This window comes from Streptomyces sp. NPDC090741, assembly GCF_044769045.1.
GTDB lineage: Bacteria > Actinomycetota > Actinomycetes > Streptomycetales > Streptomycetaceae > Streptomyces.
On record NZ_JBIVXF010000002.1, the window covers coordinates 215,238 to 229,711 of the forward strand.

15 protein-coding genes are annotated in these 14,474 nt (G+C 74.1%); 13 read left to right on the forward strand and 2 right to left on the reverse strand.

Translation table 11 applies throughout. From position 1 onward, the window contains the following. Window positions 1-44: 44 nt before the first annotated feature. The 12 genes from ACIQU4_RS06280 to ACIQU4_RS06335 all read left to right on the forward strand — a co-directional run bounded on the left by ACIQU4_RS06280 (window position 45) and on the right by ACIQU4_RS06335 (window position 11,292). Window positions 45-860 carry a phosphatase PAP2 family protein gene (locus ACIQU4_RS06280; protein WP_403726509.1) on the forward strand — a complete coding sequence of 272 codons (816 nt, stop codon included), beginning with the start codon at window positions 45-47 and terminating at the stop codon, window positions 858-860. Continuing rightward, on the forward strand, window positions 857-1,885 hold the full coding sequence (locus ACIQU4_RS06285) for a hypothetical protein (RefSeq protein ID WP_403726512.1): 1,029 nt from the start codon (window positions 857-859) through the stop codon (window positions 1,883-1,885). Before ACIQU4_RS06280 ends, ACIQU4_RS06285 begins: the two co-directional genes overlap by 4 nt. A gap of 5 nt (window positions 1,886-1,890) precedes the next feature. Continuing rightward, window positions 1,891-2,226 carry a hypothetical protein gene (locus ACIQU4_RS06290; RefSeq protein WP_403726514.1) on the forward strand — a complete coding sequence of 112 codons (336 nt, stop codon included), beginning with the start codon at window positions 1,891-1,893 and terminating at the stop codon, window positions 2,224-2,226. A 79-nt stretch (window positions 2,227-2,305) separates the two neighbouring features. Continuing rightward, window positions 2,306-2,572, forward strand: a complete 267-nt coding sequence (locus tag ACIQU4_RS06295) for a GlsB/YeaQ/YmgE family stress response membrane protein (protein WP_403726516.1) — start codon at window positions 2,306-2,308, stop codon at window positions 2,570-2,572. Between the two features lie 73 nt (window positions 2,573-2,645). Beyond that, the gene (rraA, locus tag ACIQU4_RS06300) at window positions 2,646-3,146 is read left to right on the forward strand and encodes a ribonuclease E activity regulator RraA (RefSeq protein ID WP_403726519.1); all 501 of its coding nucleotides are present in this window, start codon (window positions 2,646-2,648) and stop codon (window positions 3,144-3,146) included. A 78-nt stretch (window positions 3,147-3,224) separates the two neighbouring features. Then, the gene (locus ACIQU4_RS06305) at window positions 3,225-4,904 is read left to right on the forward strand and encodes a peptide-N4-asparagine amidase (RefSeq protein ID WP_403726522.1); all 1,680 of its coding nucleotides are present in this window, start codon (window positions 3,225-3,227) and stop codon (window positions 4,902-4,904) included. Window positions 4,905-4,931: 27 nt separating this feature from the next. Next, window positions 4,932-6,596: a serine/threonine-protein kinase gene (locus ACIQU4_RS06310; protein WP_403726525.1), complete on the forward strand. Its 1,665-nt coding sequence runs from the start codon at window positions 4,932-4,934 to the stop codon at window positions 6,594-6,596. Window positions 6,597-6,651: 55 nt separating this feature from the next. After that, the gene (locus ACIQU4_RS06315) at window positions 6,652-7,578 is read left to right on the forward strand and encodes a squalene/phytoene synthase family protein (RefSeq protein WP_403726528.1); all 927 of its coding nucleotides are present in this window, start codon (window positions 6,652-6,654) and stop codon (window positions 7,576-7,578) included. A 101-nt stretch (window positions 7,579-7,679) separates the two neighbouring features. Beyond that, complete coding sequence (locus ACIQU4_RS06320; RefSeq protein ID WP_403726531.1) at window positions 7,680-8,690, forward strand: ATP-binding cassette domain-containing protein; 1,011 nt, start codon at window positions 7,680-7,682, stop codon at window positions 8,688-8,690. After that, window positions 8,690-9,412, forward strand: a complete 723-nt coding sequence (locus ACIQU4_RS06325; protein WP_403727702.1) for an ABC transporter permease — start codon at window positions 8,690-8,692, stop codon at window positions 9,410-9,412. Before ACIQU4_RS06320 ends, ACIQU4_RS06325 begins: the two co-directional genes overlap by 1 nt. Window positions 9,413-9,415: 3 nt before the next feature. Continuing rightward, a complete protein-coding gene (locus ACIQU4_RS06330; RefSeq protein WP_403726532.1) occupies window positions 9,416-10,690 on the forward strand; it encodes a sensor histidine kinase in 1,275 nt (424 codons plus the stop codon). Then, window positions 10,687-11,292 carry a response regulator gene (locus tag ACIQU4_RS06335; protein WP_403726535.1) on the forward strand — a complete coding sequence of 202 codons (606 nt, stop codon included), beginning with the start codon at window positions 10,687-10,689 and terminating at the stop codon, window positions 11,290-11,292. The genes ACIQU4_RS06330 and ACIQU4_RS06335 overlap by 4 nt, the downstream gene beginning before the upstream one ends. A 46-nt stretch (window positions 11,293-11,338) precedes the next feature. Here the strand turns inward: ACIQU4_RS06335 and ACIQU4_RS06340 are convergent, their stop codons facing one another. Beyond that, window positions 11,339-12,097 (reverse strand): transglycosylase SLT domain-containing protein, encoded by a 759-nt coding sequence (locus ACIQU4_RS06340; protein ID WP_403726537.1) that lies wholly within the window; start codon window positions 12,095-12,097, stop codon window positions 11,339-11,341. Window positions 12,098-12,490: 393 nt separating this feature from the next. Beyond that, the gene (locus ACIQU4_RS06345) at window positions 12,491-13,384 is read right to left on the reverse strand and encodes a dihydrodipicolinate synthase family protein (RefSeq protein WP_403726539.1); all 894 of its coding nucleotides are present in this window, start codon (window positions 13,382-13,384) and stop codon (window positions 12,491-12,493) included. Between the two features lie 71 nt (window positions 13,385-13,455). On the opposite strand from ACIQU4_RS06345, the gene ACIQU4_RS06350 reads away from it, so the two are divergent. After that, complete coding sequence (locus ACIQU4_RS06350) at window positions 13,456-14,412, forward strand: LysR substrate-binding domain-containing protein (RefSeq protein WP_403726542.1); 957 nt, start codon at window positions 13,456-13,458, stop codon at window positions 14,410-14,412. Window positions 14,413-14,474: the final 62 nt, after the last annotated feature.

Genomic DNA, 14,474 nt, shown 5'->3' on the forward strand with positions numbered 1-14,474 from the left:
GCGTACAGGCGGCGCGCGAGCACAGAGAAGAGAAAGCGGGGGAAATGAGCTCCCACACCACACCCGCCGGGCCGGTCGACGGCCCGATACCGGGACCGAGGCGCCGACTCATACGCGAGCTGCTGCTCGTCGCGGGCCTGTTCGCCGTCTACAAGGCCGGCCGGATGCTCTCCACGGACCGCACCGACGAGGCGTTCCGCAACGCCGGCCGGATCTGGGACGCCGAGCGCACCCTGCACCTGCCGGGCGAGGGCGCGATCCAGCGGCTGCTCCTGCACGGGGACGCCCTCGTGCACACGGCGAACACCTACTACGCGGCCGTGCACTTCCCGGCGACCGTGCTCTTCCTGATCTGGCTGTACGTGCGCAGGCCCGGCCACTACCTGTGGGCCCGGCGCGTGTTGGCCGTCCTGACCGGCGCCGCCCTCGCCCTGCACCTGGCCTTCCCGCTCGCACCGCCGCGGATGCTCGGCGCCGCGCACCTCGTGGACACCGCACAGGTCTACGGGCCCTCCGTCTACCGGGCCTCGCCCGCCACCGACACCATGGCCAACCAGTTCGCCGCGATGCCCTCGCTGCACTTCGGGTGGGCGCTGATGCTGGCGCTCGGCATGATCGCCGCCACCCGGTCCCGCCTGCGCGTGCTGTGGCTGCTGCACCCGCTGGTGACGCTGCTCGTGGTCGTCGGCACCGCCAACCACTACTGGCTCGACGCGATCGTGGCCACCGTGCTGCTCGGCGGGGCGCTGCTGATCGTGCCGCGCCCGCGGGTCCGCTCCGGCTCGCTCGCCGTCGTACGGCATCTGCCGCGCCCGCGCAGCACCGCCGTGGCGGCCGAGTCCGTGGGGTCCGGCCGATGAACGACACCCTCCTCGCCGTCCTGCTCTGCCTCGCCTCCGCCGTGGCATACGCGGCCGCGGCCGTGGCCCAGGAGCGGCTCGCCCGCGCGGCCGTGGCCCGCAGCGCCGGAGCCCTGCTCGGCAACGGGGCCTGGTGGTGGTCGGCCGGGCTGAACGCCGGCGCCGCACTGCTGCACGCGGCCGCCCTGCGCTACGGGCCGCTCACCCTGGTGCAGCCGCTCGGCGCCCTCACCCTCGTCGCCGCCGTCCCGCTCGGGGCGCACGGCGCCGGCCGCCGGGTCGCGGCCACCGAATGGCGGGGCACCCTGGCCACCGTCGTCGGGCTCGGGCTGCTGCTGCTCCCGGCCTCCGGACCGGCCCCCGACGACACGCTCACCCTGGCCGAAGCGCTCGCCGTGTCCGGGGCCACGATCGCCGCGATCACGCTGTTGACCGTACGGCGGGACGTGAGCTCGGGGCTGCGGCACGCGACGGCGTCCGGGCTCGCCTCCGCCGTGGCCTCCGCCCTGACCCAGACGGTGGCCGTCGCGGGCGGCCGCGGCGGGGCCCTGCTCAGCGTGCGGGTCGTCGCCGTCGCCCTGCTCGTCGTGGTGTTCGCGGTCGGCGGGATGCTGCTGTCGCAGCGGGCCTACCGGGGCGGGCTCGGGGCGCCGCTCGCCGTGGTGAACCTGGCCAACCCGCTGGCCGCGGCCGCCATCGGCATGATCCTGCTCGGCGAGCGCCTCCAGGGCGGCGCGGTGGGACTCCTGCTCGCCGTGGCCGGCGCCTTCGTGGCGGCGCGGGGGGTGCTGCTGCTGACGCGTACGGCGCCGGGCGCGGCGCCCGGGTCCGGCCCCGGACCCGCGTCCGCACCCGCACCCATGTCCGCACCCGCACCCATGTCCGCACCCGCACCCATGTCCGCACCCGCACCCATGTCCGCACCCGCACCCATGTCCGCAGCTGCACCCACGTCCGCAGCTGCCTCCGCTGCGGCGCCGGACGCGGTACCGGCCGCCGCGCCGATCGGCCGTGTGGCAGCATGACGCCCATGGCTGACGGATCGTTCCTCTCGCTCTGGTCCAGGAAATCGGTGCTGTCCATCGGATCGGTGGGTTCGGTCCTCTCCGTAGGCTCCGTCGGCAGCGTGCTGTCGGTCGGCTCCGTCGGCTCCGCCTTCTCGATCGGCTCCGCGGGTTCGTGGCTGAGCACGGGCTCCCTGCTCTCCGCGCAATCGGTCTGCTCCGTGCTCTCCGCACAGTCGCACCGCTCCGTGCTCTCCCACCGGTCGACCCGGGCGATCCTCGCGCGGCGCTCGCGCGGCGGCCTCGCGGCGGCCGCCGTCATGGTCGCCGGCGTCGCGCTCGTACGGGCCCGCCGCAGCTGAGAACCGTTTCGCCGGTCTGCGCGTCCTCCCCGGTGAGAACGCGCACACACGGAACACGAGCGAAGCGGAGTGAACGAACATGGGGATCGTCAGCTGGATCGTCCTGGGGCTGCTGGCCGGCGTCATAGCCAAGGTCCTGCTGCCCGGCCGCGACCCCGGCGGCCTGATCGGCACCACGCTCATCGGCATCGCCGGAGCCTTCATCGGCGGCTGGCTCTCCGCGAAGTTCCTGGACAAGCCGATCGGCCACGACTTCTACGACCCCGCCACCTGGGGCTCCGCGATCGCGGGCTCCCTGGTCCTGCTCATCGGCTACCGCATCCTCTTCGGCAACTCCCGGGACTGAGCCGCCCCGAGGCCACCGGTCAGGCTCGGGCCGCACGGCGCGACGTACGAGCTGCGAGGAGCCTTCGAGACCCATGAGCCTCACCCCTGCCACTCCCGTCACCCCCGTCCCCACCAGCGACCTCTACGACGAGCACGGCGAGGGCCTTGCCCTCTGCACCACGCAGTTCCGCCAGTTCGGCGGGCGGCGGCTCTTCGCGGGCCCGGTGCGGACCGTCAGCTGTCACGAGGACAACGCGCTGTTGCGCGAGCTGGTCAACACACCGGGCGGGGGCGCGGTGCTCGTCGTGGACGGCGGCGGCTCCCTGCGCACGGCCCTCACCGGCGACCTCATCGCCGGAGCGGCGCAGCGCAACGGCTGGGCGGGCCTGATCATCAACGGCGCGGTCCGCGACAGCGTGGCCCTCGGCGGACTCGACCTCGGCATCAAGGCACTGGGCACGGTCCCCCGCAAGAGCGGCAAGACGGGCGCGGGCACGGTGGACGGGCCGGTCACCATCGGCGACGTGACGTTCCGCCCGGGGGACACGGTCCACGCGGACGACGACGGAACGGTCATCCTCCCCACCGCCTGACCTGGGGGGCGAAATCCGGCCAGGGGCGGGCCGGGGCCCCTGGTGCCGGGCCCGTGGAGCGGGATTCACTGCGGGGCCATGACACGACACAGGATCATGGGCCTGCTCGGCGCGCTCGCGCTCGCCGCGGGCACCCTGGCCGGCGCCGCGGGACCCGCGGCCGCCGCCGACCCGACCGCGCGCGAGAGCGGGCTCGGCGGCGCCGCCGCCGAGCGGCGGACCGAGCCGCCCGCGGAGTTCGGGAGCGACTGGCACGACCCCCTCACCGCCGCCCCGCCCGTCGCACGGCCCGCGACCCGGTCCTGCGAGGTGACCGTCGCCGAGGCGCAGTTCCGCGACTACACCCCGTACGTCGGGAGCTACGCGCCCCCGGCCGCATGCGGCGGGACCTGGGCCAAGGTCGTCCTGCGCCTCGACGGCAAGGTCAAGGGCCGCCAGTACGACCGCCTCGGCCACCTCTCCCTCGGCGGCGTCGAAATCCTGCGCACCTCCACCCCCGAGCCCTCGCCCGACGGCATCACCTGGTCCGTCGAGAAGGACGTCACCCGCTACCGCGACACCCTCAGCCGGCCGCAGCCCGTCGAGATGCTGATCGGCAACTTCGTCGACGACACCTACACCGGCGTCATCGACGTCAAGGTCACCCTGACCTTCTACGCCGCCGACGGGGACCGGCACACCGGCGCCCCCGACACCCCCGACCGCGTCCTGCCGCTGACCACCCCCACGCTCACCACCCCGCGCAACACCGAGCGGCTCCTCGCCGAGGTGTACGCCACCGGCTCCGGCGGCGGCTGCGAGGAGTACTGGTACCTGACCACCCCCGACGCCGCCCCGTACTCCTGCAAGGCCGCAGACGGCCCGTACCGCGAGGTCCGCATCTCCGTCGACGGACAGCTCGCCGGCATCGCGGCCCCCTTCCCGACCGTGTGGACCGGCGGCTGGTCGAACCCCTTCCTCTGGTACGTCACCCCCGCGCCCCGCGCCTTCGACGTCCAGCCGGTCGTGTACGACCTCACCCCGTACGCCGCCCTCCTCAACGACGGCCGCCCGCACCGGATCGAGGTGTCCGTCGCCGGCGTCCCGGCCGGGCAGAGCGGCTGGAGCACCCCGACCAACCTGCTCCTGTGGCAGGACGAGGGCCGCGCCGTCGTCACCGGCTCCCTCACCCGCCACGAGGAGGGCGAACCGGCCAACTCCACCCGCTGGACGCCCGCCACACCCGGAACGCCCGCCGGGCAGCACCGCCTCGACACCGAGGGCGGCCACCGGCTCACCGTCGCCGGCCGGCTCGACACCTCCCACGGCCGGGTCACCACCACCGTCACCCGCGCCGTGCACAACACCTCCGTGCACCGCTGGACGGAGGGCGAGAACCAGGACGCCCTGACCGCGAACTGGACCGACGAGGAGAGCGTCACCCGCGGCTCCACCACCGTCCGCACCGCGCGCACGTACACGATGGACGGCGAGACCACCCTCGGCGCCGGGGACCGGCTGCGGACCGTCATCGCGCTCGGCGACCGCGCCGAGACGACCACCCTGCGCGGTGGTCGCACCGTGGACCGCACCTGGCTCGACGACCGGTACACGGGCGACGCGAGCTACACGGCGAACGTCCCGCGCGAGCAGCGGCACGCGGTCGGCACCGGCTCCGAGCACTACCAGCTGTACGGGTCGGACGCCGGACGCGGCTGCTACGACCGTACGGTGTCCACCGCCCAGGGCACGGTGACGGTGGACCGCCGACGCTGCTGACACTGCCTGCGCCTACGATGACCGGCCATGGACATGAGTGAGGCCGGCAGACAGCTGGTCGACGGCCGCTTCGAACTGATCGCGCCGCTGGGCGCCGGCGGCATGGGAACGGTGTGGCGCGCCCGCGACATCGCACTGCACCGCGACGTCGCCCTGAAAGAGGTGCGCCCGCCGGACCCGGCGACCGCCGCCGCCCAACCCGGCCTCACCGAACAGCTGCGTGAACGCGCCATCCGCGAGGCCCGCGCGCTCGCCCGGCTGGCGCACCCGCACGTGGTGACGATCCACCACATCGTCGAGCCCGCCGCCGGCACGGACGGACATCCGTGGATCGTGATGGAGCTGGTCAAGGGCGGCTCCCTGCACGACAGGCTGGAGTCGGGGCCGATGCCCGTCGCCGACGTGCTGCGGCTCGGCCTCGACGTGCTGTCCGCGCTGCGGGCCGCCCACGCCGAAGGGGTGCTCCACCGCGATGTGAAACCGGCCAACGTGCTGCTGCGCCCCGACGGCTCGGCCGTGCTGACCGACTTCGGCATCGCGGCCCTGCACGACTCGACCGCCCTCACCTCCACCGGCGTGCTCATCGGCTCGCCGGAGTACATCGCCCCGGAGCGGGCCCGCGGCGAGGAAGGCCTGGCGGCCTCCGACCTCTGGTCGCTCGGCATGCTGCTCTACGTGGCCGCGGAGGGGGCCCATCCGCTGCGCCGTGCCACCACCCTGGCCACCGTCGTCGCCGTGCTCGACGAGCCGATCCCGGCTCCGGTGCGCTCCGGCCCGCTGGGGCCCGTACTGCAACGGCTGCTCGTACGGGACCTGTCCGTACGGCCCGACGCGGCGCAGCTGGAACAACTGCTCCGGGATGCGGGCAGCGCTCTCGGCGGCGGTGCCCCGCCGGCCGCCCCGCCCGTCGCACCGCCGACGGTCCTGGGCCAGTACGGGCCGCCGAGCCCGCAGCCCTACGCGCCGTCGGCGCCGTTCACCCCGGGGGGCGGCTCCCCGTACTCCGTCACCACGCCCGTCCCGGCGGCGCACACCCCGCGGCGCCGCCCGGTGCTGCTCGGCGGCCTCCTCGCGCTGGCCTTGGCCGGTGGCGTGATCGGGCTCGTCAAGTGGATGCCCGACGGCAATTCCGGCGGCCGCAGCGGCGAGGCGAAGGGCGGCGGCACCACCGCGAGCGCCGGCCCCTCCACCACCCCCGGCCCCAAGCAGAGCCTCCCCAAGTCGGTCGGCAGCCCGGTCACCGCGCCCAAGGGCAGCCTGCTCACCCCCGCCAACGTGCGGACCGCGATCGAGGCCTTCAAGCAGAAGACGGGCACCACCCAGTTCGTGGAGATGAACATCTACGAGGAGTACGTGCTCGCGTCCATCCCCACCGCCCCCGGAGCCAAGACCTACGACCGCTACCAGTACCGCGACGGCGAGGCGAAGCGCACCGGCCCCGGCAGCACCATCAAGGCGGACGAGCCGCTGATCGACATGGGAGCCGTCAACTGGGACGCCCTGCCCGGCCTCCTCGACCAGGCCAAGCAGGAACTCGGCGTGGCCAACCCGACCTCCCGCTACGTCATCGTCGAACCCTGGCTCCTCGACAACACCCCGTCCATGCGGCCCTACCTCACCGACGAGTACGGCCAGGGCGGGTACGTCTACGCCGACACCCAGGGCAAGGTGAAGAAGGTCTACCGCTCCTGACATCGTGTGTCCGTACGAGCGGTACGAGCGGTTCGATTCGGGGAGTCCCACCACCATGCCCAGCTGGCGCACCACCCTCACGGCGGCCGGTATCACCGGCCCCCGGCTGCGCGACGACTACACGTACGTCGCCCGCCGGGTCCTGCGCCGCGAGCCGGCCCCGTACGTGACGCTGCGCCTGCTCGCCGCGCCGCCGCTGGTGCCCTGGCTGACGGCGGGGGTGGCCTTCATGAACCTCGTCGACGACGTGGCCGAGACCGGCACCCTGCAGGAGCGTTCCGCCGGTCTGGCCGCGCTCGCCGGGCAGGCGCGGGCCGCGCTCAAGACCGGCGACAGCCCCGACCCGCTGCTGCGCGCGTACGCCCACGCCGTCGCCACGCGCGGGCTGCCGGAGCACTGGGTCTCCCGGTTCCTGGAGGGCGCGGCCACCGCCGAGGCCGGCTTCGACGGCTTCGACACCGAGGAGGACTTCCAGGCCTACCTCGACGCCTATGCCTGGCCCGGGGTGCTGGTCTTCACCGGACTCCAGTACCAGGGCGGCCCCGACGAGGAACAGGCCGCCGGGTGGCGGCGGTTCGTGGACGCCGCCCAGCGGGTCGACTTCCTCGCCGACCTCTCCGGAGACCTCGCGGACGGCCGGCTCTGCCTCCCGCGCGCCCGCCTCGCCGAGCACTCGGTCACCCGGGCCGACCTCGAACAGGCCCGCGACACCCCGGCCGTACGCGCCCTCCTCGCCGCCGAAACCCGGCGTGCCCGAAGTGCCCTCGACGCCACCGACGGCATCCTCGACCTGGTCGAGCGGGGCCTGCGCCCCGTGATCGCCGCGATGACGGAGCTCATGGGACACCAACTGGCCGCCGTGGAACGGGCCGGCGTCCAGGCGCTGCGCAAGGACGTCGGCTACGGCTTGGCGGCCCCCGTCCGCACCCTGCTGCGCGCCCGCGCCGGCGCCGGCAGGTCCCGGCTCCGGCCGGCGGGATAGCTGCCCGGCAGCGGCGGGGTAGCGGCCGGGACATTTGTACTGGTGGGTTCCGTACATGCGGATCTGCCGGGGGACCCGCCCCGATTCGTAGCGTGGTGGGCATGACGAAGACGGTTGAGCCGACGCGGTCGGCGCAGACGACGAGGACGGCGAAGCCGCCGCACGAGGAGCCCGCGGTCCGGTTCCGGCACGCCACCAAGTCCTTCGGCGCCGTCCGCGCCGTCGCCGGCATCGACCTCGACGTCCGGCGCGGCGAGACGGTCGCCCTGCTCGGCCGCAACGGCGCGGGCAAGTCCACCGCCATCAGCCTGCTGCTCGGCCTCAACGAGCCCGACGCGGGCAGCGTACGGCTCTTCGGCGAGACCCCCGACCGGGCGGTCCGGGCCGGCCGGGTGGGCGCCATGCTCCAGGAGGGGCGCGCCGTACCGCGGATCACCGTGCGCGAGCTCATCGGCTTCGTGGCCCGGACCTACCCCGCCCCCATGCCCGTCGCCGAGGCGCTTGAACTCGCCGGGCTCACCGAGCTCGCCGGCCGGCGCATCGACCGGCTCTCCGGCGGCCAGGCCCAGCGAGTCCGCTTCGCCGTCGCCCTCGCCGGGAACCCGGAGCTCATCGTGCTCGACGAGCCGACCGCCGCCCTCGACGTGGAGGCCCGCCGCGCCTTCTGGGAGTCCATGCGCGGCTTCGCCCGGCGCGGCAACACCGTCCTGTTCTCCACGCACTACCTGGAGGAGGCCGACGCCCACGCCGACCGCATCGTGGTCGTCGACGCCGGCCGGATCGTCGCCGACGGCACCGGGGAGCAGCTGCGCCGTGCCGCCGGCGGGTCGCTGGTCTGCGTCGATCTGGCCGGGCGCCCCACCGAGGGGCTCGACGAGCTGCCCGGGGTGGTCTCCGTAGAGGTACGGGGAGACCGTGCGCGGCTGCGTACGGAGGACCCGGACGCAACGGTCGTCGCACTCGCGGGCCTCGGCGCCGTCCGAGGGATCGAGGTCACCGCGCCCTCGCTCGACGAGGCCTTCCTCGCCCTCACCGACAGCCACAACCAAAACCCCACCCACACCACCAGCCCCAACCCCACCCACACCGCCGCCGCGGGGAGCGCCCGATGATCACCGCCTACGTCCGCCTCGAAATCCGCCGGACCCTGCGCGACACCTCCTTCGTCGTCTTCGGCATCGGCATGCCGGTGCTGATGTACCTGCTCTTCACCAACCTCGGCACCGACGCCGACACCGGCGGGTGGAAGACCGCCTCCATGGTGGCCATGGCCGCGTACGGGGCCCTGGGCTCGGCCCTGGGGACCGGCTCCGGAGTCGCCGAGGACAAGGGCATCGGCTGGCTGCGGCAGCTGCGGGTCACCCCGATGACCCCCCGCCAGGTGGTGGTCGGCCGGGCCCTGACCGGCTCGGTGACCGTGCTTCCCGCCGTGGCCGCCGTGCTCGCGGCCGGCGCGTTCGTCAACGGGGTCCGGCTGGAGGCCTGGCAATGGGCCGCCGTCGCCCTCGTTCTGTGGCTCGGCGCGCTCCCCTTCACACTGCTCGGCATAGGCAACGGGTACCGGCTCACCGCCCAGTCCACCGGCGTGGTCAACGTCGGGTGCAGCCTCGCGCTCTCCATCGTCGGCGGACTCTGGTTCCCGGTCGAGCTGTTCCCGGACTGGCTGCGCTCCCTGTCCGGCTTCACCCCGACGCGCCGCTTCGCCGAGATCGGCCAGTCCCTCGCCGAAGGTGCGGCCCCCGGCCTGGCCGCGGTCGCCGTACTCGCGGTATGGGCCCTCCTGTTCGGCTCGTACGCGGTGCTCTCGTACCGTCGGTCCGCGAGGACGGTGTAACGCATGGAGCAGGGACCGGGAATGAAGACGCAGGGCAGGCAGGGGACCGAGCAGGACCGGAAGGCCGACTGGAAGGCCGATTTCAAGGCCGACTGGGCGGTCCGCAAGGCCGAATGGCGGGCGCAGGAGAAGAGACGCAAGGCCTGCGGCGAGGCCCCCGACCACGGCCGCGGCCCGATGGGCCCGCCCAACGCCTTCACGCTGCTGCCGTGGCTGCTGCTGGGCATGGGAGCCATCTCCAACGTCATCAAGGGGGAGACCCCCAACCCCTGGATCGGCGCCCTCGGCCTGCTGCTCTTCAACTCCCTCTACATCACCCTGGTGTTCCGCGCCTTCGACCGGCGGGCCCGGGAGGCCGCGAGCACCCGCTGGTGCCTCGCCGCTCTCGGCGCGGTCACCTGCGCCCTCGCCTTCGCGTACGGGGGCAACTGGCTGCTGTTCTTCCCGCTCTGGGGCCTGGCCACGGGCGCGGTGGTCCGCGGCCGCAAGCTCGGCCCGGTGATGTTCGCCGTCACCGGCCTCGCCGGGGCGATCGCGGGACTCGACGAGGGCTGGGACACCCTCGGCATCGTCTACGGGACCCTCGTCTCCGCCATGGTCACCGCGGCCATCCTCGCCCTGTCCGAGACCGTGAAGGAACTGCGCGAGACCCGGCAGGAGCTGGCCCGGGCCGCGGTGGACCAGGAGCGGCTGCGGTTCTCCCGCGATCTGCACGACCTGCTCGGCCACACCCTGTCGGTGATCGTCGTGAAGTCGGAGGCCGCCCGCCGGATCGCCCCCCGGGACATGGACGCGGCGCTCGCCCAGGTCGCCGACATCGAGTCGGTCGGCCGCCAGGCGCTCACCGAGATCCGGGAGGCCGTCACCGGCTACCGCGAGGCCAGCCTCGCCACCGAGCTGGACCGGGCCCGCGGCGCGCTGACCGCCGCCGGGATCGAGCCCGTAGTACGGCAGTCAGGGCCCCCGCTGCCCCCGCAGGCGGCGGCGCTGCTGGGCTGGGTGGTGCGCGAGGCCGCCACCAACGCCATCCGGCACAGCGGCGCGACCACCTGCGAGATCGAGGTGCGGAGCACGGCGGAGCGGGTCCGCCTGGTGATCACCGACAACGGGAACGGCGTAGGCTCGACCCCGCCGGGCAGCGGACTGACCGGCCTGACGGAACGGCTCGCCGCGGCGGGCGGCACCCTGGTCGGCGGCCCTGTCCCGGGCCCGGGGCGGGGGTTCCGGGTCACGGCCGAACTCCCGGTGGAGCCGGCGGAGAACGAGGAGAGTCGATGATCAAGGTCCTGCTCGCGGAGGACCAGGGCATGATGCGCGGCGCACTGGCCCTGCTGCTCGGGCTGGAGGAGGACATCGAGGTCGTGGCGCAGGTCGCCGCCGGGACCGAGATCGTGCCCGCCGCGGTCGAGGCGCAGCCGGACGTGGCCCTTCTCGACATCGAACTCCCGGGCCGCAGTGGCCTGGACGCGGCAGCCGAGCTGCGCACGCGCCTCCCCGGCTGCCGGGTGCTGATCCTGACCACGTTCGGGCGCCCCGGCTACCTGCGCCGGGCGATGGAGGCGGGGGCCGCCGGGTTCCTGGTCAAGGACGGTCCGGTGGAGGAACTGGCCGCCGCGATACGCCGGGTGCTCGCCGGGGAGACCGTGATCGACCCCGCGCTCGCCGCGGCCGCGCTCAGCGCCGGCCCGAACCCGCTGACCGCGCGCGAGGCCGACGTGCTGGGCGCGGCGGTCGACGGGGCGACCGTGGCCGACATCGCGGCCAGGGTGCACTTGTCGGAGTCGACGGTACGGAACTACCTGTCCTCGGCCATCGGCAAGACGGGCACCCGCAACCGTATGGAGGCCGTCCGCGCGGCCCGCCGCCAGGGCTGGCTCTAGGCCGCCTGGCTCCGGATCCGGCTCCAGGACGGCCCTCCGGGGGGGGCTAGTAGGCGCCGTTGACGTTGTCGATCGAGCCGTAGCGGGCCGCCGCGTAGTTGCAGGCGGCCGTGATGTTGGCGACCGGGTCGTACGAGTCCAGGGAGGTTCCGGGCACGTGGTAGGCCCGGAAGGTCGGGTCGATGACCTGGAGCAGGCCTTTGGAGGGAATGCCGGCCGCCGCGTTGGAGTCCCAGTTGTTGATGGCCATCGGGTTGCCCGAGGACTCCCGCATGACGTTGCGGTGAATTCCGTTGTAGCTTCCGGGGATTCCGTGCTGGGCCATGATGTCCAGCGACTGCCGGATCCAGCCGTCGAGGTTGTTCGCGTACGTGGTGGCGGGCTCGGTCACCGCGGCCGCCTTCACCGCTGTCGCCTTCGCGACGGCGGCCTTGGCCGCCGCGCCGATGCTCAGCTTGAGCCCGGGGCGAATGATCGAGGGGTTGGACCCGATGGCGCTCCGGTTGGCCTCGTAGAGGGCCTGCCAGCCGCCGTTCACCGTGTGCTCGACGGCGATCTTCGAAAGGGTGTCGCCGACGGTCACGGAATAGGTGAGGGGGGCCGCCGCCTTTTCCACCGCCGGCTTGACGGCGGGCAGCGTGACGGTCTTCGCGGCGGGCGCCGCGGCCGGCTGAGTGACGGCCGCGCCGGCCGTGGTCGCGCTGATCAGCGGCAGGGCGAGGGCGGCGCCGCCGGTACCGGCGAAGGCCAGCTTGCGGGCGATCGGGCGCTGCTTCGGCCGACGGTGCTTACCGAGTCCGGGCATGGCGGAATTCCTCACGTGGGGGTGCGGGGGATCCCTGGCGGCCGCCGGTTTCGGCAGCTGCCCGCTGGGAATGACGTGAAGGTAAGCGAGTCCGCCGGGCGGGAACAAGGCTCGAATTCCCCCGGGTGATCGACTTGCCGGTTTCAGGGTCGGAAACGACCTTGGGGGCGCCTTCCGGGAATGCCGAAATTCCTTTCCGGGAAAAGGGAATCGCCTACTCCGGATTAATGATGTTGCTCCTATTCGAGTGACCCACATCACGGGCCCCGGAAGCCGTTCGGGGAAACGGACAAGTCGCCTGAACACCCGCCTGATTCGGGCATCTCGCCCGTTCTTTGTGAATCCCCCACAGGGGACGCTTCCCGGCACGCCCATCGCACTGCCGGACGGTCTTCAGACCTCCGCGAGCCGTTCCAGCGCCGCCGACACCGCCGCCCCGCCCGCCGGCAGCAGCGGGAGCCGTACGTCCGGAGTCGGGATCCGGCCCTGGGCGTGGAGCACGCCCTTCACGACCACCGGATTCGGCTCTGCGAAGAGCGCCGCCGAGAGCCGGGCCAGAGCGTGGCCCAGGGCCCGGGCCCGAGGCACGTCACCGGCCCGCCAGGCCGCAGCCAGCTCCGCGTACCGCGCCGTCGCCAGGTGCGCCGAGGCGAGGACCCCGCCCGCCGCGCCCAGCGCCAGCAGGGGAGACACGTACACGTCGTCGCCCGCCAGTACCGCGAACCCGTCCGGCGGCCCGCCGAGCAGCGCCACCGCCTCCTCGCCGACGCCGCCGCCCGCGTACTTCACCCCGGCGACCCCGGGCAGCTCCCCGAGCGCCCGCAGCGCGGCCGCGTCCAGCGGCTGCCCGGTCCGGTACGGGATGTGGTAGACGACCAGCGGTACGGGGCTCATCCCGGCCAGCCGCGCGAAGTGCGCCACCACCCCCGCCGCCCCGGGCCGTACGAACGGGGGCACGGTCACCAGTGCCGCCCGCACCTCGGGCCACTGCGCCAGCCGGCCGAGCGCCGCCTCGGCGGCCCGGGTGCCGCCCGCCCCGGCGCCCACGGTCAGCACCGCGTCCCGCTCGCGGCAGACCCGGGCGCAGACGCCCGTGACGAGGTCGCGCTCCGCCTCGTCGAGGGCGGCGGCCTCGCCGGTGGTGCCGAGGGCGACGATCCCGGTCGCGCCCTCGTCGAGCACCTGGTGGGCGAGCGCCTCCAGGGCCTCGGCGGCGATGTCCCCGGCGCGCGTGAACGGGGTGACGAGCGGTACGTGAATCCCGTGCAGGGAGAGGTCCTGTGCCATGCCCACGAGCTTCATCTGCCCCGAGCATCAAATCCAGTTCGCGTTTCTTACCCAACCCGTAAGCTGAGCCGATGCTCGACGTACGACGCCTGCGCCTGCTGCGCGAACTCGCCCGCCGCGGGACCATCGCCGCCGTGGCCGAGGCCCTCGCCTTCAGCCCTTCGGCGGTGTCACAGCAACTCGCCGTCCTCGAACGCGAGGCGGGGCTGCCGCTCCTCGAACGCACCGGCCGCCGGGTCCGGCTCACCCCCACCGGGCAGAACCTGGTCCGGCACGCGGAGGCCGTGCTGGAGCGGCTGGAACAGGCCGACGCCGATCTCGCCGAGGCGCGCGGCGGCCTGGCCGGAGCCCTGCGCATCGGGGCCTTCCCCACCGCCACCCGGGCCATCGTCCCGGCCGCCCTGGTGGCCCTGGCCCGGCGCCACCCGGGGCTGGAGCCGATGGTCTCGGAGACCGACCCGGCGGCGGTCGCGCACGCGCTGCGCGCCGGGGACCTGGACGTGGCCCTGATCCACGCGTACGACTTCGTCCCCGCCCCGCCGGAGCCCGGGCTCACCACGCAGCCGCTCTACCGGGAGTCGATGTACCTGGCCGCCCCGGCGGGGACCGCGGCCGGCGCGGCCGCCGCCGCGGCCACCGCCCCCGGACCCGGACCCGACCAGGGCGCCGTCCTGCGGGCCCACGCCGACGCCCCCTGGATCACGGCCACCCACGGCACCCTCTGCCACGCCATGGCCCTGCGGGCCTGCCAGGCCGCCGGGTTCACCCCGCGGATCCGCCACCGGGTCGACGAGTTCCCCACCGTGCTCGCCCTGGTCGCGGCCGGCCAGGGCGTCGCCGTCGTCCCGCAGCTCGGGGTCACGGGGCCCGCCGATCCGGCCGTCTCCCTCACCCGCCTCCTCATGGAGCGCCGTACCCAGGTCGCCTTCCGCAGCGGCGCCGCGGCCCACCCCGCCGTGGCCGCCTTCGGAGCGGCACTTCGCGCCGCCGTACCGCCGGAACTCGCCACTCCCACTTCCTCGGCGTGACACGGCTCCCTTCCACCGCCCCGCCCGTGTACGTTCGTTGATCCAGACAGATCAGACCAGAG

Bases quoted from the DNA above. Each gene is read 5' to 3' on its own strand.
- ACIQU4_RS06280 (WP_403726509.1), top strand. From the start codon at position 45: ATGAGCTCCCACACCACACCCGCCGGGCCGGTCGACGGCCCGATACCG.
- ACIQU4_RS06285 (WP_403726512.1), top strand. From the start codon at position 857: ATGAACGACACCCTCCTCGCCGTCCTGCTCTGCCTCGCCTCCGCCGTG.
- ACIQU4_RS06290 (WP_403726514.1), top strand. From the start codon at position 1,891: ATGGCTGACGGATCGTTCCTCTCGCTCTGGTCCAGGAAATCGGTGCTG.
- ACIQU4_RS06295 (WP_403726516.1), top strand. From the start codon at position 2,306: ATGGGGATCGTCAGCTGGATCGTCCTGGGGCTGCTGGCCGGCGTCATA.
- rraA (WP_403726519.1), top strand. From the start codon at position 2,646: ATGAGCCTCACCCCTGCCACTCCCGTCACCCCCGTCCCCACCAGCGAC.
- ACIQU4_RS06305 (WP_403726522.1), top strand. From the start codon at position 3,225: ATGACACGACACAGGATCATGGGCCTGCTCGGCGCGCTCGCGCTCGCC.
- ACIQU4_RS06310 (WP_403726525.1), top strand. From the start codon at position 4,932: ATGGACATGAGTGAGGCCGGCAGACAGCTGGTCGACGGCCGCTTCGAA.
- ACIQU4_RS06315 (WP_403726528.1), top strand. From the start codon at position 6,652: ATGCCCAGCTGGCGCACCACCCTCACGGCGGCCGGTATCACCGGCCCC.
- ACIQU4_RS06320 (WP_403726531.1), top strand. From the start codon at position 7,680: ATGACGAAGACGGTTGAGCCGACGCGGTCGGCGCAGACGACGAGGACG.
- ACIQU4_RS06330 (WP_403726532.1), top strand. From the start codon at position 9,416: ATGGAGCAGGGACCGGGAATGAAGACGCAGGGCAGGCAGGGGACCGAG.
- ACIQU4_RS06335 (WP_403726535.1), top strand. From the start codon at position 10,687: ATGATCAAGGTCCTGCTCGCGGAGGACCAGGGCATGATGCGCGGCGCA.
- ACIQU4_RS06340 (WP_403726537.1), bottom strand. From the start codon at position 12,097: ATGCCCGGACTCGGTAAGCACCGTCGGCCGAAGCAGCGCCCGATCGCC.
- ACIQU4_RS06345 (WP_403726539.1), bottom strand. From the start codon at position 13,384: ATGGCACAGGACCTCTCCCTGCACGGGATTCACGTACCGCTCGTCACC.
- ACIQU4_RS06350 (WP_403726542.1), top strand. From the start codon at position 13,456: ATGCTCGACGTACGACGCCTGCGCCTGCTGCGCGAACTCGCCCGCCGC.